Source organism: Rhodococcus sp. IEGM 1366, assembly GCF_033142425.1.
Taxonomy (GTDB): domain Bacteria; phylum Actinomycetota; class Actinomycetes; order Mycobacteriales; family Mycobacteriaceae; genus Rhodococcus_F; species Rhodococcus_F globerula.
Map to the genome: position 1 here is coordinate 129,009 of NZ_JAWLRZ010000002.1, position 24,359 is coordinate 153,367.

The window sequence follows — 24,359 nt, forward strand, 5'->3', positions numbered from 1 at the left end:
GTCGGCTCACCCGGCCTTTCGCACCAGGTCGAGGTGAGCGCGAGCAACGTCCGATGCGACGACGTCCTCGTCGATCGTGGTTACCCGATCGTCGGCGACCACAACCGCACCGTTCACCATCAGAAGTTTCAACGGTGGTGTCGAGCCGAGCACCAACGCCGCGACCGGGTCGGTGATGCCGGTGTGCGCGAGCGTGTTCAGATCCCACACCGCGAGGTCGGCCAGTTTTCCCACTTCGAGGGAGCCGATCTCGTGCTCACGGCCGAGAACCCTCGCACCCCCGATGGTCCCGAGTTCCAGGGCGGTGCGAACCGTCAAAGCCTGGGGGCCGCCGCGAGCGCGGGCGAACAGGAGGGCGTGGCGCGACTCCTCGACCAAACTGCACGCCTCGTTGCTGGCCGCGCCGTCGACTCCGAGCCCGATGGTGACACCGGCGTCCAGCAAATCGCGGGTGCGCGCGATCCCGGCGCCGAGTCGCGCATTGGACGTAGGGCAGTGTGCCGCAGCGGTTCCCGTGCGCGCCATCGTCTCGATCGCGGAATCGTCGAGGTGGACGGCGTGCGCGAACCACACGTCCGGGCCAACCCAGCCGACTCGTTCCATGTACTCCATCGGCGTGCAGCCGAACAGCTCTGCGCAGAAGTCCTGCTCGTCCAGCGTCTCCGCCAAATGGGTGTGCATTCGGACGCCGGAATCCCGGGCCAGAACCGCGGACTCACGGAGCAACGCCTCGGTGACCGAGAACGGGGAGCAGGGTGCCACCGCGATCCGCAGCATCGAATCGGGGCTGGGGTCGTGCCACCGGTCGATGACCGACGCGGTGCCGGTGAGGATGTCGTCAAGTTTCTCCACGACGTGATCAGGCGGCAGTCCGCCGGAACTCTGCCCGAGGTCCATCGACCCCCGCGTCGGATGGAATCGCAGGCCGACCTGGGCTGCCGCCGTGATTTCCGCTTCGAACACGTCACCGGCATCGCGTGGGACCACGTAGTGATGATCGGTGGTGGTGGTGCATCCCGTCTTCGCCAGCGCGGCGAGGCCACCGGTTGCGGCCGTATGCACTGCGTCGGCGTCGATCCCCGCCCAGATCGGGTACAGCGTGGTCAGCCACTGGAACAGCGTCGAATCGGCAGCCAGGCCGCGAGTGATCCACTGGTACAGGTGATGGTGCGTGTTCACCAGGCCCGGCGTCACGAGGCAACCGGGGGCGTCGATGGTACGTGCCCCGGGAAACTCCGGAGCCGGCCCTTGGCCGACGGCCGTGATCGTATTCCCGGTAACTGCTACGTACCCGTCGGTGAATTCGGTACGGGCGCCGTCCATTGTGACGACATGAGCGCCCCTGATGACGAAGTCGGTCACGAAAGCCATCCGGCGTAGGTTGTCCACGATGGGCCGGCGTCCGGTGCGTCCGAGCGGCTGACGGCGGCCTGGATCAGGCCGTACGGGCGATCCGCGGCATGGAACACCTCGTTGTCGTTCTCGATACCGAAACGGCCGAGCGCGTAGTCGAAATGGTGCTTGTTGGGCGCGGACAGCCGCACCTCGGCGATGATCGGGAAGTCCTCGAGGATCGCCTTGCCGATCTGGAACAAGGTCTGCTGCAACGCAAGTGAGTGCACCGTCGCGAATTGCCTCACGATCTGTGCCTTGATGGCCACGTACACCGATTCCCAGTCGACGTCTGTGGTGGTGAATCGCCATTGCGCCACCAGTGTGGTGGCCATGACGCGGTCCTGCGTCGGTTCGAGGACGGTGTACGGATCCTGGAGGAACCCGGAGAACTCACTGCCGGTGGACTTGAGCAGAACCAGGTCCTTCAGGCCGCCGATCACCCAGGTTCCGGTGTCGTCGTGCGTGATCGACGCGGTTCGCACTTCCTGACCCTTGCGAATCCAGGTGTGATCGTGCTCGGCGCCGTCGACCACCGCGCGCTCCCAGGCGTACTCCTCGATCTCGATCCGTGCGCCCGTCACCGGTTCGATGTCGTCGACAAAATGCGATGCGAGTTCGAGACCGTACGACTCGATCGAGATCAGGCCTTTTTCCTTGGCGTAGGCGTACGCGGTCTGCTTCTGAGTGTCGGTGGGTAGCACCTTCGACTGATCGCCGGTGAGGTAGGCATCGGCGAAATCGCCTCGCAGACAAGTGGAGACGTTGATGTCGTGAATCTCGTGGCGCGGCGTGTCGCGGTAGATCCGGACAACACGATTCTCGGCCTTGCCGTACTGGTGCCCGGTGAGTTCGATGGTCCCGGAGAGCGGTGCGGTGGTGGTGTTGATGGTGTTCACAGTGGTTCTCAGCTCCCGCGATAGGTGGAATAGGCAAAGGGGGACAGCAACAGCGGGACGTGATAGCCACGGCTCGTGTCGTCTATCCGGAAGGTCACTGTCACTTCCGGGTAGAAGGTTTCCGTACCGATCGACTCGAAATATGTTCCGGTGTCGAAGATCAGGCGGTAGGTTCCGGAAGTCAGGCCGTCTGGGGCAAGTTCGGCGACCCGGCCGTCGGAATCGGTGTGGGCCTGAGAAATCGGCGAACCGTCCGGCCCGCAGAGCTGGACGTGGACACCTTCGGCCGGGTTGCCGGTTGTCGCATCGAGGACGTGTGTACTCAGTACCTTGCTCATGCATCATCTCCGGACAACGAGTCGATCAGACGGGTGAGTCTGATGCGATTGATAGCGGCCAACTCGATTCGTAGCACGCGGCGTTCGGACTCCGGATCGTTTTCCAGTCGCTTCTGGAGTATGTCGAGGAGTTCGGTGGCGGAGCGACCGCTTGCACAGACGAGGTAGACGTGCGAGAACCTGTCCTCGTACTCGGCGTTCTTGATGCGCAACTGCTCGAGGATGTCGGCGCCGGCCGTGGATACCGCGGCCTGTTCGCGACTCGACGACGCGTTCTCGGTGCGCTCACCGATACGCGGGTGCCCCGCGAGGGCTTTGTCGATCTCGGATTCGGGTAGGTCGCGCAGCACGGAATCCGCGCTGTCCAGCAGAGCGTCGACGCTCGCGAAGGGCCGTGCCGCCGCGAGCGAGTTCGCCCAGGCGTCGGAGTGGCAACAGTCGAGCAGAGCCTTGCGCACCGATTGGTCTGCGAGTGCGTTGAACGCATCGAGACCGCTGGAATTCGTTGTAGGCATGTCCACAGCATTATCCGAACATGTTTCGGAAATGTAGCGCAGCAATTACGGGCGATCGTACGTCGCAATTGTCGCGAGTGTCATAAGTCGTGAGGGTGTCATCGCCTATGTTCGTAGGTATGACTGACAATCCGAAGCTGTCTTCCGTTGTTCCTTCGCTGGCGAACCTGCGCGATATCGGGGGACCGGAGTCCCGATTCGGCGGTTCGGTGCGAACCGGCGCGGTGTACCGCTCCACCGATCTAGCGTCGCTCAGCAAAGAAGGAGAGCAGACGCTGGCCGACTTGGCCGTCACCACGATCTACGACCTGCGAACCGCCTCCGAGCGCGAAACAGCACCGGACCGGACCCCGGCCGGAATCCGGGAACTCGGACTGGACGTATTGGCGGACAAGCAGTATCGAGCTATCCCGGCCCAGATGCAGCAGATGATCGCCGATCCCCGGGCCGCGTCAGAGTTGCTGGGAAGCGGGCAGGCGCTCGAGTACTTCCAAGGCAGCTACCGCGATTTTGTGACCCTGCCCAGCGCGGTGGCGTCGTACCGCCAGTTGTTCCTCGATCTCGCAGAGCCAACCAGTGCGCCGGCACTCATTCACTGCACGACGGGTAAAGACCGGACGGGATGGGCCGCGGCGGCGCTGTTGCTCTTCCTGGGCGCGTCGAAGGACGCGGTGTTCGAGGACTACCTGCTGACGAACACGGTCCTGCTCCCGCTGTTCGCGCCGCTCTTCGAGAAATTTGCCGCCACGGGAGGGGATCCGACGCTACTCGAAGGCGTTCTGGGCGTACGGCCCGAGTACCTGGAGGCATCGCTTGCCGAACTGGAATCGGTGCACGGTTCCATCGAGGCGTATTTCACCGACGGGCTCAAGATCGACCAGGACGCTCAGACTCGGTTGCGCGGCAACCTGATCGGCTGATCGCGGGTTAGACGGCGCGGGCCCGTCGCCGGTATCCGACGGCGGCGACGATCCCGATGCCGATCGCGATACCGACCAGATCGGCGGCCGCGTCCCACACCGAACCGGAACGGGAAATCGGCAGGACTCCCTGCAGGACTTCGGACACCGCGGCAAACGCGATCAGCCACAGCGCCGTGAGCCACCAGGGGATTCTGGCGTGCAACGACGTCATCGCCAGAACGACGAACATCAATGTGTGGGTGACCTTGTCGCTGTTCTCCGGCCCGGACGGAACGGTGGATCCGGGGGAGAACAACATGATCAGTGCGATCACCACAGCGATGGCGAGTGGCCAGTACCGGTTGTACGTCATCCGCGCGTCACCGTGAGTTCGAGGGCGCCCTCGGCAAAACGCGAAACCGCATCAGTTGCGGTAGCAAGAGCGTCGTCGTGGCCGGATCTTGCCCAACCGGTGAGTTCGGCAGTGGCGCCGCGGGGCGTCAGCAGAACCTCGGCCAGAAGTTCACCGGTATTCGGTTGGCACACCGCCCACGAGTAGACGGTGTTCTCGGCCCACTGAGATGTCCGGAGATCTACGTAACCGGGGTCGCTGATGCCTCCGTCGGCAAGCGCCGGTCGGTCGTCGACGCGTTCGTCCGCGCGCAACGCTCGCAGATACCACGCGCCCGCATTGATCTCTATCGGGTCCATGAATTCAGGAATTCCTGTCGTCGCGACGTTTCTTCTTGCGTTCTTTGTCCGTCCCGAACAGCAGCGCGCCGGCCAGCGGAATGGCGAGGAACCACAGCCACGTACCGGTGACGAAGAAGAGGATGAGGGCAAGAATCGGGATGACCGCCATGATGCGACCGGACCAGTCGGGGTCGAACTTCCGCGCTGGAACCGAAGCTGATGTGGCGGCGGGAGATGGAACGGGATCGGGAAGATCCTTGAAAACCGGAGCGAGTTCACTGCGAGTTGTTGCAGCCGTGACGATTCCACTGCGCTCGTCGAACTCCGAGACAGTGAGGCGACCGGCTGCAAAATGCTCGGTCAGCGCCGTCAATGCCTGCTCACGTTCAGCAGTGCCGATACGAATGTCGGGAACATCAGCCATGAGTGACAGCCTACTCAAACGACTGTGCGCCTTTCCGGTAGTGGGAACTACCGGAAAGGCGCACAGTGCAAAAGCTCCGGTGCAAGCACCTTCGTAGCAAAAGCTCCGGTGCAAGCACCTTCGTAGCAAAAGCTCCGGTGCAAGCACCTTCGTGCGAAGCCTGTTACTTCAGTTCTGCCAGAACCGTGCCCTGAGTGATGGCTGCGCCGGCTTCGACGGACAGTCCGGTGACGATACCGGCCTTGTGCGCGTTGACGGGGTTTTCCATCTTCATGGCCTCGAGGACAGCGATGAGGTCGCCTTCGGCAACTTCCTGGCCCTCGGTGACGGCAACCTTGACGACGGTGCCCTGCATCGGAGCGGTGACGGCGTCACCGGATGCTGCGCCGCCGCCCGCGCCGCCGCGCTTGCGTGCCTTCGGCTTCTTGCGGATGGCACCGGATGCTGCGCCGCCGCCGTTGCCGAGCGAGAACTGACCCGGGAGGGAAACCTCGACACGACGTCCACCGACCTCGACGACAACGTTCTGACGCGGCAGAGCCTCGTCCTCGTCGTCGACCGGTGCACCGGAACCGGCGTACGGCTCGATGGTGTTTTCCCAGTCGGTTTCGATCCACTTGGTGTAGATGTCGAACTTCTCGCCGTTGCCGACGAATGCCGGGTTCTCGACGATGTGGCGGTGGAACGGGAGGACGGTCGCGAGGCCGTCGATCTCGAACTCGGCCAGAGCGCGAGAAGCACGCTGGAGGGCTTCTTCGCGGTTGGCGCCGGTGACGATGAGCTTGGCGAGCATGGAGTCGAACTGGCCGCCGATGACGTCGCCGGCAACAACACCGGAATCGACGCGGACGCCGGGGCCCGAGGGCTCACGGTAGACGGAAACGGGGCCGGGGGCGGGCATGAAGCCGCGGCCGGCGTCTTCGCCGTTGATGCGGAACTCGAAGGAGTGTCCACGCGGGGTGGGATCTTCCTTGATGGAGAGCTCTTCACCGTTGGCGATGAGGAACTGCTGACGTACCAGGTCGATGCCTGCGGTCTCTTCCGTGACAGGGTGCTCGACCTGCAGGCGGGTGTTGACCTCGAGGAAGGAGATGGTGTCGCCCTGAACGAGGTACTCGACCGTTCCGGCGCCGTAGTAGCCGGCTTCCTTGCAGATCGCCTTGGCGGACGCGTGGATGCGTGCGCGCTGGTCGTCCGTCAGGAAGGGGGCCGGAGCCTCTTCGACGAGCTTCTGGAAACGACGCTGCAGCGAGCAGTCGCGGGTACCGGCAACAACAACGTTGCCGTGCTGGTCGGCGATGACCTGAGCTTCGACGTGGCGCGCCTTGTCGAGGTACTGCTCGACGAAGCACTCGCCGCGACCGAAGGCGGCGATGGCCTCACGGGTAGCGGATTCGAACAGCTCGGGGATTTCCTCGATGGTCTGGGCGACCTTCATGCCGCGTCCACCGCCGCCGAATGCTGCCTTGATGGCAACCGGTACACCGAATTCCTTGGCGAACGCGACGACCTCGTCGGCACCCTTGACGGGGTCCTTGGTGCCGGCTGCCATCGGAGCCTTGGCGCGCTCGGCGATGTGACGAGCGGTGACCTTGTCGCCGAGGTCGCGGATGGACTGCGGTGACGGCCCGATCCAGATGAGGTTCGCGTCGATGACGGCCTGGGCGAAGTCGGCGTTCTCGGAGAGGAAGCCGTAGCCCGGGTGAATGGCGTCGGCGCCGGACTTACGGGCTGCGTCGAGAATCTTGTCGAATACGAGGTAGGACTCGGCGGAGGTCTGTCCACCGAGGGCAAACGCCTCGTCTGCGAGCTTCACGAACTGTGCGTCGGCATCGGGTTCGGCGTAGACAGCGACGCTGCCGTAGCCGGCGTCCTTGGCTGCCCGAATGACCCGCACCGCGATCTCACCGCGGTTTGCGACAAGCACCTTCGTAATGTGCGCGCTGGCATGACTGGGCACTGAGCCTCCTGTAGTTCGCATTATCTGTCTCCTCGGTGCACTGACGGAGCAGTCACCGTCGGAGTTTTACTGGCATCGCTTCGGAGTGTATTCATCGCTTCGATGCAGGTTGTAACCGGATCGGTCTACCTGGGCCGTGCTCACGAAACGGTTTGCAAAGCTACCGACGAGTAGCCGGGAGCGTCGTTTGTCGGGTTCTTCTCTTCGTTGCCGACGACCGTTTCTTCGATCGCTCGACGGAACGCCGCCACATACCTGTGCACCGACGAGTTTGCGGTGTCGTTGTTGGGATAGCGCACGGCCAGATTGAGACCCTGTGGTGTTCGATTGATCCAGAGGTAGACGTCATGGGTGTATGCCTTGCTGCGCAGCGCGCGTGCCTTCCATTCCGGCCACTGTGCTGCTTCCGGGACAAATCGAACATCCATGTAGGACACCACAAATCGAGGCCGGATCGGAGTTCCGAGTTTCTCTCCGATGCGATCGAACGGTATCGCTGCCGCCGGCTTGCGTATGGACATCGATGTGGCAGCCCGCTCGGCGAGAGTGTCGAAGGAGCGGTCGGAATCAATCGGGATGTCCAGTGGACACAAACCGACGAACCACCCCAGCGCGCCGGCCCATTCCTGGGCGGTGCGAGTGTGGATCGGCGTCACGACCCGGAAATGATCGACCCCGGCGACGTCATGTCCGACGGCGGCAAGGCGGCCGAGCAGTCCCGCGAAGTAGCCGACCCCGCTCGCGGCGCACTTGGCGCTGAACGCCTTCGACTGATCGGTGTCGAGAAGCCACGTCGACAGCCCGTTCTGGGACTCCGGACCCCGGTCGCCGATAGGCAGTGGAAACTGGGGGAGTCCGCCGTCTTCCATGGCCTCTCGCCAGACGTCGAGAGCGGCGTCCTCGGCGTCTTGATCGGCCATCTGCTGGCGTTCCTGTGCCCCGAAATCGACGTAGCTGCCGACCGGGAACAAGTTGGCAGGCTGGCCCGTCAGATTCTCGCGATACAGCGACGCGATCTCGTGTGCGATCAGGACGATGGAAAAACCGTCGATGATCGAGTGATCGGCCGCGAAGAACACTGTGAAGGGGCCGTCGTCGGTTCGAGGTGTGAGGGTCGCGAACACGTACGACGGCCAACTGTGCGGTGACGCAAACTCGTCGAACAGGCGGTGCAGGTGCTCGAAGTTGACCTGGCTCGGCGAGTTGTATCCGTGATCGACAACGCCGATGTCGATTCCGTTCACGGGAACCGTGTGCCGAATGATCTCACCCGACTCGGTATCGAGTGACGTGTGCGAGCGAAGAACTTCGTGCCGATCGATCCACTGCTGCAAGGTAATTCGGAAAGCCTCGAGATCGAGTGGTCCGGGGATCTCGAACGCCGTTCCGAGCCAGGACTGCCCGCCCGCGCCCGCGGACGAGCGCTGCAGGTGCGCCTCGTGGATGTACGACGCCGGGCGCGGATCAGGCGTCCATTGACCGGTTGCGCACGGAAGCCATTCGACGAGCGATCCACTGGGAATCGCGTAGTCGGCAAGTTCGGTGAATTCCATGTTCTTGTACTCAGCCCCGCAAACGACGCTTGATACGGGCGAGCATCGCGGACATGCCGCGCAGACGAAGGGGACTGACCGCTTCCGCGAGACCGAGCGCCGAGTAGAAATCGTCGGGAACCGCAAGAATCGCGTCCGCGCTCTGACCGTCGAGGCCCTGCGCCAGGATGGAGGCAAAGCCACGAGTGGTCGGGGCTTCTGCGGGCGCGCTGAAATACAGCCGGACCTTGTCACGATCGGCATCGTCCACCGAAAGGAACAGCGGCGACTGACATTCCGGAACTGGTTCCATGGCGTCTTGTTCGAGTTCGGCGGGTAGCGGCGGCAACTCGCGACTGAACTCGAGAAGAAGAGTGAGCTTGTCGGAGGTGCCGACGGCTGCGAAGTCGTCGACTATCTCCGCCAGTGGCTCAGGTAATTCGCTCATGCCGATGCTCCGGCGGGAACGTCTCCGGGCTCTTCGCCGACAGCGATCGGAACGCGCACGGCATTGCCCCACTCGGTCCACGAACCGTCGTAGTTGCGGACGTCGGGGTACCCGAGGAGGTGTGTGAGGACAAACCACGTGTGGCTCGAGCGCTCACCGATACGGCAGTACGCAACGATCTTGTCTTCGCGCGACAGGTCACCGTAGATCTCGTCGAGTTCTGCGCGCGTGCGGAAACGGCTGTCAGGGGCGGCGGCCTTGGCCCACGGAATGCTCCGGGCGCTGGGGATGTGACCTCCGCGCAGCGCGCCTTCCTCCGGATAATCGGGCATGTGGGTGCGCTCGCCGGTGTACTCCTGCGGTGACCGCACGTCGATCAGCGGTCCGCCGCCGAGATGCGCCAGGACGTCGTCCTTGAAGGCGCGGATGGGAGCGTCGTTACGCGCGATCACCGGGTAACCGGTGGACGTGGCAAACGGGACATCGAACGAGGTGTCGCGGTTCTCCGCAATCCACGCGTCGCGGCCGCCGTCGAGCAGACGGACGTCCTCGTGTCCGAACAGGGTGAACACCCACAGAGCGTATGCCGCCCACCAGTTGCTCTTGTCGCCGTAGATGACAACGGTGTCGTCGCGGCTGATGCCCTTGCGGTTCATCAGGTCGGCAAAGGCCTCGCCGTCGATGTAATCGCGGGTGACCCGATCGTTGAGGTCGAGGTGCCAGTCGATCTTGACGGCACCGGGGATGTGCCCGATGTCGTACAGCAGAACGTCCTCGTCGGATTCGACCACCTTCAGTCCCGGCGCACCGATATTCGCCGACAGCCATTCAGTAGAGACCAACCGGTCGGGATTACTGAACTCGGCAAACGCGGGTAAAGGATCGGGGGCAACGGGCACGGGTGGCTCCTGTAAGGCGAATCGATCGGGTCGATAGACGGACTCCAACGATTCTAGGCGCTCCCCGCGTGGGAGTCGCTCGAATGCGTGCGAGGGCTCCCGCTCCCGCTGCCCCGAACCAGGTCGGGCTAGATCAGCGGTGTTCCTGCTCCGATCGCCGAATCCCTCAATTGTTCGGTCAGACTTCCGATCGGCGTCACGCCGCGCTTGCAGATGTCATGGAGTATCCGGTCCAGTTCGGTGAGGAAGTTCACCATCGTGACGTTCGCTACGTCGGTGTCCGGGAACCTCGATCGCAGTGACAAGCCGCGGTTTGTCCGTGAAATCCAGAACTGCGCGTCGTCGGCCACGGTGACGTTGCTGATGTGGTGAGCGTTGAGTTCGTCGTGATCGTCGGTGCCTGGAAGCCTGCGGTAGTCGATGTACGAGACCATGAAGACATCAGTGCGAGTGCGACGGATCTTCTCGCCCAACGCATCACGAACTTGTGCCATCGTGAGACCTTCGAGTGTCAGTGCCACCCGGAACGACGCGTGCGTATGTGCCAGCGACGCCCCGAAATCACCGTCCGGGGTGACCCGCACGGTGATCGGCGCGCTCGTGGTGAGCCACCCGATTGCGTCCGCCCAGCGGGGGTCCTTACGGATGTGCAACGGAAACTGCAGTGGCAGTGTGGATTTCCCGGTAGTTGATTCCGTGGTCATTCCCATCGCCGTGAGAACTCCGGTGAAGACACTGCCACCTGCTGCGGTGCAGATCGAGTCGAATTCCGCTGTCCGTTCGGCATCGAGGAGAACCCGCACGTCCGCTCCTTGCGGCGCCGGATGTCCGGCCTCCACACCGAGATCGAGGGGGAAACTCGGCGACGTGCCGCCACAGATTTCGTAGAACCGCTCCCACTCTCGCAAGCGGGGATCGTTCTCGATGGGAACGAGCCCGTCGGCTTCCAGTTCGCAGTAGCGCACGAAGCTGCCCGGATCACCCAGGTGGTTCATCACGTCGGCAACAGCACTCGCGTCGTCGAGCGCGGGGAGCGCGTTCAAGCCCTCGTAGATCTGACGGAGCTCACCGAGTGCGATGACCAGTGAATAGCCGTCCACCAATGTGTGGTCGAATGCGCTCAGGACTGTGTAGTGCTCGGCGCGCTCCACCGTCGCGAAGGTGTACGCGGGGAACGTCAAGGGATCGCAGACCTCGGTGAACCGCTTCTTGAGATGGCTGCGCAGTTCCGCAGTGGTGGCCGTGGTCATCGGTTCCGACGTGACGATAGTTGCGGTCGCATGGTCCAGATCCATCCGAACCGCACCGAACTCGCCGACCTCGAAGCCGGTGTGCAACGTGTCGTGGCGACTGATGAACAGTCGCAGAGCCAGATCCAGTGCCGGACGGTTCAATTGGCCGGGGAGATCGAAAGCTGCCGCCATCCAGACGCTTCGGCCGACGCCATGGGTGCGCGCCGTCTCGAGGTGGAAATGCTGATTGTAGGACGGCGGAATCGCGGATTCGGTGACAGCGTCGTCAGCCGGCTGCAGCGACCATTCGGTGACGACGCCGGGTTCGAGGCCGTAACGGTCGATCGATGTCACATGCATCAGGCGACACCCGACGCGCGTGAAATCGAGTAATCACCCTGGGTGGCAACAGTTGTGATGACATTCGCCAGGTGCTTCGCGAAACGGGTGACCGACTCGTGCGCGGTCGGTGTGTCGGGATGGGAAATCGCCATCCAGGTACCGGTCTGCACCCGATTGATCCACATGGAGGCGATCTGCGTTTCCTTACCGCCGACAATGCCGGTGGCATTGGTCTCGACGTAGGTTTCCGATCCAGGCGTGCGGCGGCCGTCGATGTAGGAGACGATGGGGGGCGGCGTCAATGTCTTCGTAATTCCGGTCGACGCTCCCGCTTCACCCATGGCGGCGAGCACGACGTCGATCACTTGTTGCACCGATACGTGCAGGAGTGACTTGCCCCGGTGATACGCCTGCTGGCCGATCTCGGCCAATTGCGTGAACGTCTGTTGCTCCCCGATGTCGATTCCGACCGGAATGAGATTGACGTACCAACCTTGGGAGAACGTGTCGGCTTCTGATCGAGTGCTGACCGGCGAGAGCGCGATGAACTTGTCGCGGCCGGCCAATTCGAATTCGGTAATAGCGAGCGCAGTGAAAATTCCACCGATGAAATTCGATCCGTTCTCCTTGCAGACGGCCCCGAATTTCTCGCATTCGATATCGTCGGCCAATTCGAACCGCGATCCGATCGCGGGTTTCGGGGTGTCCTCGGCACCGAGCGGCAAGGCAAATCCCGGGAACGACCCACCGCTGCGCATGAGGTAGCCGAGCCACTCGTGAACCTCGGGAGATTCCATGGTCAAGGTCGCGGAGAGTTCCTGCTCGGCTCGACCCAGCTGGGCGTAACTACCCGCAGCTGGAAGCTCGATGTCGGTTCCGGTCGTTTCGGCGGCGTAGCACGCGCGCAGCTCCGCGTACGTCAGCACCATCGAATACATGTCGGTGTGCGCATGATCGATCGCGTGGAAGAGTGTGAAGCCGGGTAATTGGGGCGAGAGGTGCTCCACCGCGCCGAAGACAAACGCGGGCCAACCCAATCCGCTGGTCTCGGTGGCAAACTTTTGCTCGACCAGAGCGCGGACGTCCTCCGGGTCGCTCAGCTCCTGGCCTTCTCGGTATGTGAGATCGATGGTTTCCGGCGGCACCACATGGCGTCGCACCGGAAAGTTCGGGTCGCTCGGATCGGCCATCGCAGCGTCGAACGAGAACCAACTGTGCAGGGTGTCGTGCCGGCGGACGTACTTCGTGAGCGCGCGCGTCATCGCCGCGCGGTCGAGCGGGCCGTCGAAATCGAAGGCGATGCCGATCCACGGCGATTGGGGATCACCGTTCTCAGCAGCGATCCGCGCACGTCGGAAGTGACGGTCCTGCATCGTTGTAGGAGGTAGATCCCGATTGATCTCTGCTCCGGCAGCGCTCGCGGCGCAGGCATCCGTGACCCCCCATTCGACCACCCTTCCGGGTTGTGGACGCCAATGGGTGATCAAATTCAGATCCATCGAGTAGGGCTCCTGCGCATGTCGTAAGAGAAGGTCCGTCCTGGAACTGGACAGACGATGAACTATCGCATTCGGGAGAACGGATTGTCTGTTCTTCCCTGTTCTAAACCGATAATGATTACAACCACACCTACCGGACATTGTGGTCATCTCCATAGTGACGTATCCAGAATGCCGTCATATGGACAGGGTGGCAACAACCTCGTCTAGTGTGGCCGGGTGCTTCCCACTACCCGTGAGCGGTCGTCCACCCCGTCGTCACTGACGCCGTGGCTCGGCCTCGCGACCAGCCTCGCCGCGGCATTCATGCAGTTGCTCGATGCAACGATCGTGAACGTGGCATTGCCCAGCATCGCCGTCGATCTGGGCGCCGGTGTCTCCGCGCAGCTGCTGATGGTGAGTGTGTACGTCCTGGCATTTGCCTGTTCGCTCATCACGGCAGCGCGTCTGGGCGACCTGTGGGGGCGTCGTGCGGTGTTCCTGACCGCATTGTCGGTGTTCGTGGTCGCGTCACTGCTCTGTGGACTGGCGCAGAGTGCCACGATGCTCATCGTCTGTCGTGGTTTGCAGGGTCTTGCGGCAGGCTCGATGTCTGCGCAGACGTTTGCGATCATCTCGGGATTGTTTCCGAAATCCCGTCATCCACGGGTGTTCGGGATCTACGGAGCAACCATCGGTCTGGCGACGGTCAGTGGCCCGCTGATCGGCGGACTGCTGATCGAATGGAATCTCTTCGACTGGGGTTGGCGGCTGATTTTCTTCGTCAATATCCCGATCGGCATCGCCGCACTGATCGTGGGCTACTTCCATCTTGCCGACGCCAAGGCGGATTCTGTTCGTTCGCTCGATCTGGTGGGCGCGCTGCTGTCGTCCGTCGCGCTCTTCTTGCTCATCTTCCCCCTGGCCGAGGGTCGCGCCCGCGGGTGGCCCACCCCGCTCGTCGTGATGATCGCGGCGTCGGTTCCGATCGCAGTGGCGTTTGTCCTCTACGAATATCGATTGGGAAAACACGGCGGCGATCCCGTTCTGCGCCTCGAACTCTTTCGAGACCGAGCATTTGCCGTCGGCGCAGCCCTGGCCTTCGTGTTCTTCGGCACTTTGACGTCGTTGATCTTCACGATCAGCCTGACGCTGCAGTTCGGGTTCGGGTTCTCCCCACTTCGTGCCGGCGTCATGACGTTGCCATGGGCAGTGGGAATGGGGGTGGCGGCGGTGCTCTCGTCGGCGGTCTACCGGCTGCTCGGCAACCGCGTACTCATTGTGGGAATGGTGGTTTTTGCCGGATCACTGCTGACGCTCTCGACGATTCTCGAAAAGGTGGGGACCGATCCGTCCTGGCTTTCCCTGGCCGGGCCGCTGCTGATCGGCGGCGCCGGACTCGGTCTGTTCGTCGCGCCGTTGCAGACGGCCATTCTTGCTTCGGTGCGGCCACAACACGCAGGTTCGGTGTCTGGCCTGCTGCCCACCGTGCAACAGGTGGGGAGCTCGATCGGGCTGGCGCTGATCGGAGTCGTGTTCTTTTCGCTCGTCGCCGGCAATGCGCCCGCCGCGGTGCAAGGGGAGCGCGAGAACTACGTCGCGACGCTCGAGGCTGCCGGCCTGAACGAAGGTATCCGCGACATTGCCGAGAAGACCTTTGTCGATTGTGCGACAAGCCAACTCGAATCCGGCTCGCCGATGACGGTGGCGCCGGAATGCAGTTCGAAAGGTTCCGCAGTCGCAGCGAGTGGCCCCGCTCAGGTGGCCGTCACGGCAGCGTATGCGTCCACCAGATCAGCGGCGGGAGAAGCCTTCCTGCAGGCCCAGCGCAGCGTGCTGACGATCATTTCCGTCATCGCGCTGGCAATTGCACTTGCATCGCTGGGGCTGCCGAAGGTCAATATTCTGGTGATGGAAGATCAGAAGACGCTCTGAGTGCGCCACAGATCGGAGACGGAGACACCTACGCGCTCCAAAAGGGTTCGCACCAAAGGTAATCCGATACCGATCACACTCGACGGGTCGCCCTCGATCTTCTCGACGAACCATCCACCAAGGCTGTCCAGCGTGAAAGCACCGGCGACCTGCAGAGGTTCGCCCGTGGCGAGGTAGGCCTCGAGATCTTCGGTGGACGGATTCGCGAAATGCACCACCGTGGCGCTGTGATCGGACGCGACGCGCACTATGTGGCCTTCGATCACCCGCATCACACAATGACCGGTGAGCAGAGTGGCACTACGGCCGGCCATTGCGGCCCACCGACGCCGCGCAACTTCGACACTGCCCGGCTTTCCGTGCAGTTCACCATCGATCAGAAGCATCGAATCACAGCCGACGACAACAACATCGGTCAAACCGTCTGCCGCCAGGCCGGGAACGATCTCCGCGGCCTTTGCCTCGGCCAGCACCGTGACCACCTTCTGCGGGGCCGCACCCGGTCCGAGTTCACCCGCGATCTTGTCTTCGTCGACACCGGAAACACGTACAACAGGCAAAACCCCGGCCGCCCGCAAAACTGCGAGGCGTGCCGGGGATGCCGAAGCCAGAACTAGTTGAGTCACACAAGCAGGCTAGATCAGGTGCGCTACCCGAACGGGTTCAGGTACGCCGTCCGAACGGGTTCAGATACGAGTACGGCGAGAACGGCGCACGCGTGCGATGGAACTGCGTCGGATCTCCCCATGTTTCCGTCGGGAGCGACTCGGCCGGAGCCGAACCACCCGATGCAGCGGCAAGGACGCTGACCAGCGCGGCAATCTCGACGTCGGTAGGCGAACCCTTGACGATCTTGATGACCGACGCATCCGAAACCGGGGTCTCGGCTTTTTCGGTCACCGCGGTGTCAGCGACGGCGCCGTCGACATCGGCACCGTTGACGGACGAAGTCGCCACAACTGTGACCTCTTCCGTCGTGATGTCCTCGGTAACTGTGCTCATAGGGGAATGTTCCCATGCTTCTTGGGCGGAAGGGAAACGGACTTGCGCTCGAGCAGACGCAGAGCGGCAACGATCTGACCGCGGGTGTGCGACGGCGGGATCACAGCGTCGACGTATCCACGCTCGGCCGCTACGTACGGGTTGACGAGGGTGTCCTCGTACTCGTTCTGCAGCTTCAAGCGCAATGCGTCGACGTCGTCACCGTTCTTCGCGGCTTCGAGAAGCTGCTTGCGGTAGACGAATCCGACGGCTCCCGATGCGCCCATGACGGCGATCTGTGCAGTCGGCCAGGCCAGGTTGAGGTCGGCGCCCATGTGCTTGGAGCCCATGACGTCGTACGCTCCGCCGTATGCCTTGCGGGTGATGACGGTGATCTTGCCGACCGTTGCTTCGCCGTACGCGTAGAGGAGCTTCGCGCCGCGGCGGATGATGCCGTTGTATTCCTGCTCGGTACCCGGGAGGAAGCCGGGAACGTCGACGAGGGTGATGATCGGGACGTTGAACGCGTCGCAGGTGCGGACGAAGCGCGCGGCCTTCTCGGACGCGTCGATGTCGAGGCAACCGGCGAACTGCATCGGCTGGTTGGCGACGATACCGACGCTGCGGCCGTCGACGCGGCCGAAGCCGACGATGATGTTCATCGCACGCTCGGCCTGGACCTCGAGGAACTCGTCGTCGTCGAGGATGCGGCGGATGACCTCGTGCATGTCGTACGGCTGGTTCGCCGAATCCGGGATGAGGGTGTCGAGTTCGATGTCCTCGGCGGTGAGGCTCTCCTCGATGGAACCGACGATCGGATCGGTGATCTCGCCGCGCGGTGCTGCTGCCTGGTTGTTGGACGGCAGGTAGCTCAGCAGGTCCTTGACGTAGTCGAGGGCATCCTGCTCGCCGGATGCGACGTAGTGCGCGACACCGGACTTGACCATGTGGGTGCGTGCGCCGCCCAGGTCTTCCATGGTGACGTCTTCGCCGGTGACGGTCTTGATGACGTCGGGGCCGGTGACGAACATCTGCGAGGTCTCGTCGACCATCACGACGAAGTCCGTCAGCGCGGGGGAGTACACGTGGCCACCGGCGGCGGGGCCCATGATCAGGGAGATCTGTGGGATGACACCGGACGCCTGAACGTTGCGGTGGAAGATCTCGCCGTACAGGCCGAGCGAGACGACGCCTTCCTGGATGCGGGCTCCTGCGCCTTCGTTGATGCCGACCAGCGGGCGGCCGGTACGGATCGCGAGGTCCATGACCTTGACGATCTTCTCGCCGTAGATTTCGCCGAGCGATCCACCGAAGACGGTGGCGTCCTGGCTGAAGACGCAGACGTCGCGGCCGTCGATGGTGCCGTAACCGGTGACGACGCCGTCGCCGACGGGACGGTTCTCGGCCAGGCCGAAGTTCACCGAGCGGTGACGGGCCAGGGCGTCGAGTTCGACGAACGAACCCTCGTCGAGAAGGGCGGTGATGCGCTCACGGGCGGTCAGCTTGCCTTTGGCATGCACTTTGTCGATGGCGGCTTCGCCACTCGGTGCTTGCGCCTGCGCTTGCCGGATCCGCAGATCCGCGAGCTTTCCCGCGGTCGTATGGATATCGGGTGCGGTCGCCGCCTCCGGCGCGTTGGGCTCTTGGACAGTGGTCATGAGTCGTGAGCTTAACGAGCGTACTCGGGCCGGTTCGAAGGCAGGTCCGATTGTTGCGGTTTCGTCCGCCTAAGCTACTGACCAGTACATTTTGCTCGTCGCCTTAGGCTGGGACTATGTGGACTGATCTGAACCGACCACCCCTCGATCAAGCGTCGCTGCGACGCGCACTCGTGCGCAGCGACAGCGGTAGCGATGCACGTGCGTTCTGGAACCGGCTCGACGTCGTCGAGAGCACCGGGTCGACCAACGCGGACCTCTTGGCACGCGCGTCGGATCCGGGCGCCGATCGTCATGTGCTGATCGCCGAACATCAGGAAAGCGCGCGCGGGCGACACGCGCGCACGTGGGTTAGTCCCGCGCAGGCGCAGATATCGATGTCGGTTCTGCTGGGGATGCCCGGACTGAACCTCGCCGACATGGGTTGGCTGCCGCTGCTCACCGGTATCGCCGTCGTCGACGCATTGCGCACGGTGGCCGAGGTGCCCGCAGAACTGAAGTGGCCCAACGACGTTCTGATCGGTGACAAGAAAGTGGCCGGCATTCTCGCCGAGGTCGCGCGGACCACCCCGGAACCCGCGGTGGTCGTGGGAATCGGATTGAACGTGAGTCTGGGCGCCGAGGAACTGCCGGTGCCGACGGCCACGTCGCTCCTTCTCGAAAACGCGGAAACCGTTGACCGGGACACGTTGGTGCGGGCACTGGCACGGGAACTGGCGAGGCAGTTCCGCGGCTGGGAGAACTCCGGGTGGGATACCGGGGCGCTGGCAGCCGAATATCGCGAGCGCTGCGGAACTCTCGGCAAACGGGTACGTGCTGTCTTGCCGGGGGACAAGGAAGTTTTCGGCACGGCGACGGACATCGACACCTCCGGTCGCGTGGTCATCGAGATCGAGGGAAGTGGTGGCGAGACGTTTGCCGTTGCCGCCGGTGACATCACGCATCTGCGGGCGGCGCCGATCACGGACTAGAAAAACAGCGAGTCGTGTCCGTTTTTGACCGCTCGGGTGCTATTTTTCGGTCATGACCACACCGATCGTGCTTCCGACCGAATCAGAAATGGCAGAAAGCGCCCGGCGCGTTCTGACCGGCATGACTGTGCTCCTCGGCCTCCTGACGCTCGGCCTCGGTATTGCGGTTCTCGTATGGCCGGACGCCACACTGTTTGTCGTCGCGGTAGTGATCGCCATCCAGCTGTTCGCGTTCGGCATCGTGCAGATCATCCGTTCCTTCGCCGACGTCACCGCGAGCGGCGGCACTCGCACGCTCGTCGCGATCTCGGGCGCGCTTGCAGTGCTCCTCGGATTCCTCGTCCTGCGCAGCCCGCTGCAGACCGTGGTGCTGATCGCCCTGGTGATCGGTGCCTGGTGGGTGTTCCGCGGTGTACTCGACATCATCGCCGCGGCGTCCGGTGGCACTGCGGATCGTGGCCTGTCGATCGTGCTCGGTGTCATCAGCATCGTGGCCGGCGCGGTTGTGCTGCTGCAGCCTGAGTTGTCCCTCGAGGTCTTCCGGATCGTCGTCGGTGTCTGGATGGTGCTGTACGGCATCGTCATCGTCATCACGCCGTTCGTCTTGCGCAAGCTCGCCCAGAACTGATTAGGGCTGCGCAAGCTCGCCCAGCCCTGATCTGTCCGAGGTAGATGGCACACTTCCCGTCATGGGATATCCGGAAGATGCGCTCGCCCAGGACGAGGAACTGATCCTGCATCGGCATCCACACTGGAAGATGCTGGTGGTTCCAGCGCTCACGTTTGTCCTGGCGACGGCCGTGGCAGGGTTTTTGCTCGGCGTGACACAGAAGCAGGTCGACGGGACAGCGCGTACCGTGCTGTCGATCGTGATCGGCGTCGCGTGGCTCGGCGTTGTCGCCTGGCGATCGGTGGCGCCGTTCACCGTCTGGAAGTTCACGCATTTCATCGTCACCGATCGACGGGTCCTGATTAGGCAAGGTGTGTTGACCCACACCGGAATTGACATCCCGATGGGCCGGATCAGCAACGTCCAGTTCCGGCACGGCCCGGTCGACCGGCTTCTCAAGACCGGCACGCTCGTGATCGCGTCGGCCAGTGACGATCCGCTCGAATTCGACGACATCCCGGACGTGGAGCACGTGCATTCGCTGCTCTATCACCAGGTTTTCGATTCCACGCAGCAACAGCACGAGCGAAACCGCCCCGAGGATCAGGGCGAAGATGACGGAAACGCTTGGTAATCACCGCGCAAAGGCTCGCTGTCCGTACGCTGTCCCTGTGACTGCCGTATTGCTAGCCGAAGACGACGAGGCCATTGCCGCACCACTTGCCCGAGCATTGGGGCGGGAGGGGTACACGGTCACAGTGGAACAGACCGGTCCCGCCGCACTGCAGCAGGCGCTCGAAGGTGACTTCGATCTGCTGATCCTCGATTTGGGGCTGCCCGGTATGGACGGGCTCGAGGTGTGCCGACAGATTCGCGCTCATCGGACGACTCTGGCCGTGCTGATGCTGACCGCCCGTACCGACGAGGTCGATTTTGTCGTCGGTCTCGACGCCGGCGCCGACGATTACGTGGGCAAGCCCTTCCGGTTGGCCGAACTGATGGCCCGGGTGCGTGCGCTCCTGCGTCGACACGGCAGTCGTGAGGACAGCATCGTCGAGGTCGGCGGTATCCGACTCGAGCCGGCGGCGCGGCGTGTCCTCGTCAACGGATCCGAGATCGCCTTGGCGAACAAGGAATACGAACTTCTGCGGGTGCTCCTCGAACACGCTGGTGAAGTCGTCTCCCGCGACGCGATCCTGCGTGAGGTCTGGGGGGACGTCGAGTTGCGCGGCTCGAAGACGTTGGACATGCACATGTCCTGGCTACGCCGGAAGATCGGCGACGAGGGCCCTGCGGTCGAACGTCGAATTGCCACTGTGCGCGGCGTCGGCTTCCGCATCAACACGGACTAGTTCGCTCGATGCGTCGGCGCATTCTCCAGTCGATTCTCGGGGTCGTCATCCTCACCGCGTTGTTGCTGGGTGTTCCGCTCATCTACACGGCTTGGTTGTGGGTCGAAGACGTGAGCCGCAACGATTTGCGGGTGCGACTCGATCGCATGGCCACCGAGGTGATCGCCCAGGAAGGTTCTCTCGGCGTTGTCGACGGAGCCCTCAATACCGACGCACTCCGATTGCTCACCCCGAACGACGCTCGACTTGTTGTCGTGTACCCGACCCCGTCGGACGGGGCCGCTCGCGTCGACATCGGAGAAGCGGTAGTGAAAAATCCGCTGGTCGAGTCGTTGGCGATGGGATCGTCCGGGTCACTGCGCCTCGAAGTGCCGTCGGAGAGATTGCGCACGCAGCAGAAGCAGGCAGTTGGGGCGGTCGGAGTTTTGGTCCTTGTCGCGATCACCACCGGAGCCGTCGTCGCGGTGGTCACGGCACGTCGACTGGCCGGGCCCCTGCAGGACGTCGCCGAACGGGCGGCGCGGTTGGCAGAAGGTGATTTCCGGCCGGACCCACGACGCCACGACATTCCCGAACTCGACCGAGTGTCCGATGTTCTGGATGCGGCGACTGTCGAGATTGCCGGCCGACTGCAGCGTGAGCGAGCACTGGTCGCGGACGTCTCGCACCAATTGCGTAGCCGACTCACCGCGGTGCGGCTGCGTCTGGACGAGTTGTCGGTGCACAGCGACCCTGATGTCGTTCACGAAGCTGAAGAAGCCATGGCCCAGGTGGATCGGCTGACGGAGGGAATCGACGAGTTGGTGCGGTCCTCGCGCAGCAGCGGTTCCGCAGCCACAACAGTCTCCGTGGTCAGCGAACTCGAAGGCGTCTGCGGGGATTGGCGGCCGCAGTTCGAGGATGCCGGACGAGCGCTCCGCTTGACCGGCGACCGCGGCGTGACAGCGTCGACAACAGGCTCTCGCCTGCGCGAAGCCGTGTCCGTTCTGGTGGACAATGCTTTTGCCCACGGCGACGGAACCTGCACGGTATCCGTTCGATTGATCGACGGAGCTCCCAAGCGCGAAGCGATGGTCTGTATCGAGGTGACCGACGAAGGCGGCGGGGTCGACAACAACCTCGCTCCGCACATCTTCGATCGAGGCTTCTCCGGGGCCGGGTCGACCGGCGTCGGGTTGGCGCTCGCGCGGGCATTGATCGAAGCGGACGGCGGTCGGCTCGAGCTACAGCGTCGAACGCCGGCACTGTTTGCGGTGTTCCTGCCGGTGGCGTCCGAAAAGCCGGTCGACGTCGGCACGCTGCGCGAACCGCGGTGACGTGAAGCGCGAATATCGCTGACGGCGTCAGGCTTGGTCGAGCTCTTCTTCGGTGCGGTCATCGCTGACGATCTCGGCATTCTCTTCCGGGAACACGAATTTACGGAAGGACCAGAAGCGGAACACCATTTGCAGGAGATTGCCGATGATATAGGCGCTGATGAAGTCGGCGATATTCTCCGTCGTCAAGCTGACTTCGGGAACGCGCAGGTTGAAGACGTAACTCGAGATGTACAGCGGAATGAAGCTGATCACCACGCCGATCGCGCTGATGAAGAAGAACAGCGCTGCCTCGTGGGCAGGTTCGCGTCCGCCACGATTCTTGAACGACCACTCACGATTGAGGATGTACGACGCGATCACCGCGATAACGCCGGCGATGATCTTGGCGGTGATCGGCTTGGATTCGAGGATCGAGAGCTTGAGTGTGTAGAAGATGCCCGAGTCGATCAGGAAGGTGGTTCCACCGACGATCGCGAACTTGATCAGCTCGCTGTGGCGCAGGGCAATGTCTCGGAACGGCTGGGGTATGCGGGCGATTACCCCGTCGACAAATGACACAACAGATGAGTTTACGAAAGAAAACCGCGCCGTCATGGTTTTGTTCGGAAATCATCAGCAGAATCACAGACAGGGTCGGCGCTACGAAGCGCCCGCCCCGGCGCATGTCTACATCCGGCGCATGACAACATAGATAGCCGTGACCGGCAATAACGACGCAGTTCAGTCCTCCCCCCGCCCGACCACCGCGCGACCGGCGAACAAGGCCATGCCTGTCGTCACCATGATCGGTGGTGGACAGCTCGCGCGCATGACTCACCAGGCAGCCGTTGCCCTCGGCCAGACGCTCCGGGTGCTGTCCGGAACGGCCGGTGAGCCGGCCGCACAGGTCAGCCCCGATGTTGTTCTCGGCAGCCACGACGACTTGGACGCGCTGCGCCGCGCCGCCGTCGGATCCACTGCGCTCACATTCGATCACGAGCAGGTTCCGACCGAACATCTCGAGGTGCTGGTGGCCGAGGGTGTCAACGTGCAGCCGCCGCCGCAGGCACTGATCTTCGCTCAGGACAAACTGCTGATGCGTCGTAAATTGGCAGAACTGGGCGCACCGGTGCCCGCGTACGCCGAGGTGACGTGGGCCGAGGACGTCGTACGTTTCGGCGCCGAGCACGGCTGGCCGGTTGTCATCAAGGCAACGCGCGGTGGATACGACGGCCGTGGTGTGTGGATCACCGACGACTCCGACGAAGCCGAGGCGATAGTCACCGAGCAGTTGGACAAGGGTGTTCCGCTGATCGTCGAGGAAATGGTGTCGATGCGCCGGGAACTGTCGGCGATGGTGGCGCGGTCACCGTTCGGTCAGGGTGCGTCGTGGCCTGTCGTGGAGACCGTGCAGCGACACGGCCAGTGTGCCGTTGTCATCGCGCCGGCTCCTGATCTGCCCGGCGCCGTTGCAGCAGAAGCGGAACAGCTTGCGTTGCGGATCGCGTCGGAGCTCGGGGTTGTCGGTGCGATGGCCATGGAACTGTTCGAGACGACCGACGGCCGTCTTGTAGTCAACGAATTGGCGATGCGCCCGCACAACTCGGGTCACTGGACCATGGACGGTGCCCGGACGTCGCAGTTCGAGCAACACTTGCGCGCCGTTCTCGACTACCCGCTCGGCGATACGTCGCCGATTGCTCCGGTCACGGTGATGGCCAATGTTCTCGGTGCTCCCGAAGCTCCCGAGATGAGCATGGACGAGCGTGTCCACCACCTCTTCGCCCGGATGCCCGACGCCAAGATTCACCTGTACGGCAAGGGTGAGCGCAAGGACCGCAAGATCGGCCACGTCAACATCGTGGGCGGGGCAGGCTCGATCGACGACCCGAATTACGTTGCCGCAGTTCGGGAACGGGCTGAGCGGGCAGCGCACTGGCTTTCGTATGCAGTATGGACCGACGGATGGGATGTACACGGTGAGTGAGAGCATGAGCGCACAGGTCGGCCTGATCATGGGCAGCGACTCCGATTGGCCGACGATGGAAGCCGCAGCCGAAGCGCTCGCAGAGTTCGGAATTCGCTTCGAGGTCGGTGTGGTCTCGGCGCACCGCACACCTCAGCGCATGCTCGACTACGCGAAGGACGCTGCCGGCCGCGGCATCAAGGTCATCATCGCCGGCGCAGGCGGAGCGGCGCACCTGCCCGGGATGGTCGCCTCGGCAACGCCGTTGCCGGTCATCGGTGTACCGGTTCCGCTCAAGTACCTCGACGGTATGGACTCGTTGCTGTCCATCGTCCAGATGCCTGCCGGCGTTCCGGTCGCGACAGTGTCGATCGGTGGAGCCCGAAACGCCGGTCTGCTCGCCGCCCGCATCCTCGGTGCCTCGGATCCCGCGCTGCAGGCGGCCATGGTGGCATTCCAGGAAAGCCTCGAGACCATGGTGCTCGAGAAGGACAAGGCGCTGCGCGAAAAGCTGCTGGGCTGAGAAGCTGCGTA

General features: G+C 63.3%; 26 protein-coding genes. 9 read left to right on the forward strand and 17 right to left on the reverse strand.

All coding sequences use genetic code 11. The annotated features are described in order from the left end of the window. Window positions 1-6: 6 nt before the first annotated feature. Genes R4P64_RS06455 through uraD form a run of 4 tightly spaced genes read right to left on the reverse strand, consistent with a single transcriptional unit; the run spans window position 7 to window position 3,144 of the window. Window positions 7-1,371, reverse strand: a complete 1,365-nt coding sequence (locus R4P64_RS06455) for an 8-oxoguanine deaminase (protein ID WP_045070636.1) — start codon at window positions 1,369-1,371, stop codon at window positions 7-9. Next, entirely contained in the window at window positions 1,359-2,282 is a 924-nt protein-coding gene (gene pucL / locus R4P64_RS06460; protein WP_045071166.1) for a factor-independent urate hydroxylase, read from the reverse strand. Before pucL ends, R4P64_RS06455 begins: the two co-directional genes overlap by 13 nt. A gap of 17 nt (window positions 2,283-2,299) precedes the next feature. Next, window positions 2,300-2,629: a hydroxyisourate hydrolase gene (gene uraH / locus R4P64_RS06465; RefSeq protein ID WP_033231235.1), complete on the reverse strand. Its 330-nt coding sequence runs from the start codon at window positions 2,627-2,629 to the stop codon at window positions 2,300-2,302. Then, a complete protein-coding gene (gene uraD / locus R4P64_RS06470; RefSeq protein ID WP_317819886.1) occupies window positions 2,626-3,144 on the reverse strand; it encodes a 2-oxo-4-hydroxy-4-carboxy-5-ureidoimidazoline decarboxylase in 519 nt (172 codons plus the stop codon). Before uraD ends, uraH begins: the two co-directional genes overlap by 4 nt. 119 nt (window positions 3,145-3,263) lie before the next feature. On the opposite strand from uraD, the gene R4P64_RS06475 reads away from it, so the two are divergent. Next, the gene (locus R4P64_RS06475) at window positions 3,264-4,064 is read left to right on the forward strand and encodes a tyrosine-protein phosphatase (protein ID WP_317819888.1); all 801 of its coding nucleotides are present in this window, start codon (window positions 3,264-3,266) and stop codon (window positions 4,062-4,064) included. A gap of 7 nt (window positions 4,065-4,071) precedes the next feature. On the opposite strand, the gene R4P64_RS06480 is transcribed toward R4P64_RS06475, so the two are convergent. The 9 genes from R4P64_RS06480 to R4P64_RS06520 form a co-directional block, all read right to left on the reverse strand. Beyond that, window positions 4,072-4,419 carry a VanZ family protein gene (locus R4P64_RS06480; protein ID WP_045070628.1) on the reverse strand — a complete coding sequence of 116 codons (348 nt, stop codon included), beginning with the start codon at window positions 4,417-4,419 and terminating at the stop codon, window positions 4,072-4,074. Then, window positions 4,416-4,757 (reverse strand): hypothetical protein, encoded by a 342-nt coding sequence (locus tag R4P64_RS06485; RefSeq protein ID WP_033231232.1) that lies wholly within the window; start codon window positions 4,755-4,757, stop codon window positions 4,416-4,418. The genes R4P64_RS06480 and R4P64_RS06485 overlap by 4 nt, the downstream gene beginning before the upstream one ends. A gap of 4 nt (window positions 4,758-4,761) precedes the next feature. Then, on the reverse strand, window positions 4,762-5,163 hold the full coding sequence (locus tag R4P64_RS06490) for a DUF1707 domain-containing protein (RefSeq protein WP_092801241.1): 402 nt from the start codon (window positions 5,161-5,163) through the stop codon (window positions 4,762-4,764). A 163-nt stretch (window positions 5,164-5,326) separates the two neighbouring features. Continuing rightward, a complete protein-coding gene (locus R4P64_RS06495; protein WP_033231230.1) occupies window positions 5,327-7,123 on the reverse strand; it encodes an acetyl/propionyl/methylcrotonyl-CoA carboxylase subunit alpha in 1,797 nt (598 codons plus the stop codon). A gap of 140 nt (window positions 7,124-7,263) precedes the next feature. Continuing rightward, window positions 7,264-8,676 carry a condensation domain-containing protein gene (locus tag R4P64_RS06500; protein WP_317819893.1) on the reverse strand — a complete coding sequence of 471 codons (1,413 nt, stop codon included), beginning with the start codon at window positions 8,674-8,676 and terminating at the stop codon, window positions 7,264-7,266. A 10-nt stretch (window positions 8,677-8,686) separates the two neighbouring features. Continuing rightward, window positions 8,687-9,103: a SufE family protein gene (locus tag R4P64_RS06505; RefSeq protein WP_033231228.1), complete on the reverse strand. Its 417-nt coding sequence runs from the start codon at window positions 9,101-9,103 to the stop codon at window positions 8,687-8,689. Beyond that, window positions 9,100-10,002 (reverse strand): sulfurtransferase, encoded by a 903-nt coding sequence (locus R4P64_RS06510; protein ID WP_033231227.1) that lies wholly within the window; start codon window positions 10,000-10,002, stop codon window positions 9,100-9,102. The genes R4P64_RS06505 and R4P64_RS06510 overlap by 4 nt, the downstream gene beginning before the upstream one ends. 128 nt (window positions 10,003-10,130) lie before the next feature. Further along, window positions 10,131-11,594, reverse strand: coding sequence for a condensation domain-containing protein (locus R4P64_RS06515; protein WP_317819894.1), 1,464 nt, complete (start codon window positions 11,592-11,594; stop codon window positions 10,131-10,133). Then, a complete protein-coding gene (locus R4P64_RS06520) occupies window positions 11,594-13,075 on the reverse strand; it encodes a condensation domain-containing protein (protein WP_317819895.1) in 1,482 nt (493 codons plus the stop codon). The genes R4P64_RS06515 and R4P64_RS06520 overlap by 1 nt, the downstream gene beginning before the upstream one ends. Window positions 13,076-13,294: 219 nt before the next feature. On the opposite strand from R4P64_RS06520, the gene R4P64_RS06525 reads away from it, so the two are divergent. Beyond that, window positions 13,295-14,989: a DHA2 family efflux MFS transporter permease subunit gene (locus R4P64_RS06525; RefSeq protein ID WP_317819896.1), complete on the forward strand. Its 1,695-nt coding sequence runs from the start codon at window positions 13,295-13,297 to the stop codon at window positions 14,987-14,989. Here the strand turns inward: R4P64_RS06525 and R4P64_RS06530 are convergent. The 3 genes from R4P64_RS06530 to R4P64_RS06540 are packed head-to-tail and all read right to left on the reverse strand — an operon-like array spanning window position 14,974 to window position 17,628. After that, the gene (locus R4P64_RS06530) at window positions 14,974-15,615 is read right to left on the reverse strand and encodes a Maf family protein (protein WP_092801229.1); all 642 of its coding nucleotides are present in this window, start codon (window positions 15,613-15,615) and stop codon (window positions 14,974-14,976) included. The two genes, R4P64_RS06525 and R4P64_RS06530, sit on opposite strands and share 16 nt — an antisense overlap. Window positions 15,616-15,652: 37 nt before the next feature. Next, window positions 15,653-15,991, reverse strand: a complete 339-nt coding sequence (locus R4P64_RS06535) for an acyl-CoA carboxylase epsilon subunit (protein WP_317819897.1) — start codon at window positions 15,989-15,991, stop codon at window positions 15,653-15,655. Further along, entirely contained in the window at window positions 15,988-17,628 is a 1,641-nt protein-coding gene (locus tag R4P64_RS06540; protein WP_033231222.1) for an acyl-CoA carboxylase subunit beta, read from the reverse strand. Before R4P64_RS06540 ends, R4P64_RS06535 begins: the two co-directional genes overlap by 4 nt. A 116-nt stretch (window positions 17,629-17,744) precedes the next feature. Between R4P64_RS06540 and R4P64_RS06545 the strand changes: the two genes are divergently transcribed. The 5 genes from R4P64_RS06545 to R4P64_RS06565 all read left to right on the forward strand — a co-directional run bounded on the left by R4P64_RS06545 (window position 17,745) and on the right by R4P64_RS06565 (window position 21,877). Next, a complete protein-coding gene (locus R4P64_RS06545; protein WP_172936047.1) occupies window positions 17,745-18,599 on the forward strand; it encodes a biotin--[acetyl-CoA-carboxylase] ligase in 855 nt (284 codons plus the stop codon). Between the two features lie 52 nt (window positions 18,600-18,651). After that, window positions 18,652-19,227 carry an HdeD family acid-resistance protein gene (locus tag R4P64_RS06550; RefSeq protein WP_095886585.1) on the forward strand — a complete coding sequence of 192 codons (576 nt, stop codon included), beginning with the start codon at window positions 18,652-18,654 and terminating at the stop codon, window positions 19,225-19,227. A 61-nt stretch (window positions 19,228-19,288) separates the two neighbouring features. Further along, the gene (locus R4P64_RS06555) at window positions 19,289-19,843 is read left to right on the forward strand and encodes a PH domain-containing protein (RefSeq protein ID WP_092801220.1); all 555 of its coding nucleotides are present in this window, start codon (window positions 19,289-19,291) and stop codon (window positions 19,841-19,843) included. A gap of 37 nt (window positions 19,844-19,880) precedes the next feature. Beyond that, the gene (locus R4P64_RS06560; protein ID WP_033231510.1) at window positions 19,881-20,561 is read left to right on the forward strand and encodes a response regulator transcription factor; all 681 of its coding nucleotides are present in this window, start codon (window positions 19,881-19,883) and stop codon (window positions 20,559-20,561) included. A gap of 8 nt (window positions 20,562-20,569) precedes the next feature. Beyond that, a complete protein-coding gene (locus R4P64_RS06565; protein WP_033231218.1) occupies window positions 20,570-21,877 on the forward strand; it encodes a sensor histidine kinase in 1,308 nt (435 codons plus the stop codon). 27 nt (window positions 21,878-21,904) lie between these two features. On the opposite strand, the gene R4P64_RS06570 is transcribed toward R4P64_RS06565, so the two are convergent. Further along, a complete protein-coding gene (locus R4P64_RS06570; protein ID WP_092801217.1) occupies window positions 21,905-22,438 on the reverse strand; it encodes a GtrA family protein in 534 nt (177 codons plus the stop codon). 139 nt (window positions 22,439-22,577) lie between these two features. Between R4P64_RS06570 and R4P64_RS06575 the strand changes: the two genes are divergently transcribed. Together R4P64_RS06575 and purE are read left to right on the forward strand one after the other, a co-directional pair. Next, window positions 22,578-23,846 (forward strand): 5-(carboxyamino)imidazole ribonucleotide synthase, encoded by a 1,269-nt coding sequence (locus R4P64_RS06575; protein ID WP_033231217.1) that lies wholly within the window; start codon window positions 22,578-22,580, stop codon window positions 23,844-23,846. Then, window positions 23,830-24,348 carry a 5-(carboxyamino)imidazole ribonucleotide mutase gene (gene purE / locus R4P64_RS06580; RefSeq protein WP_045070614.1) on the forward strand — a complete coding sequence of 173 codons (519 nt, stop codon included), beginning with the start codon at window positions 23,830-23,832 and terminating at the stop codon, window positions 24,346-24,348. Before R4P64_RS06575 ends, purE begins: the two co-directional genes overlap by 17 nt. Window positions 24,349-24,359: the final 11 nt, after the last annotated feature.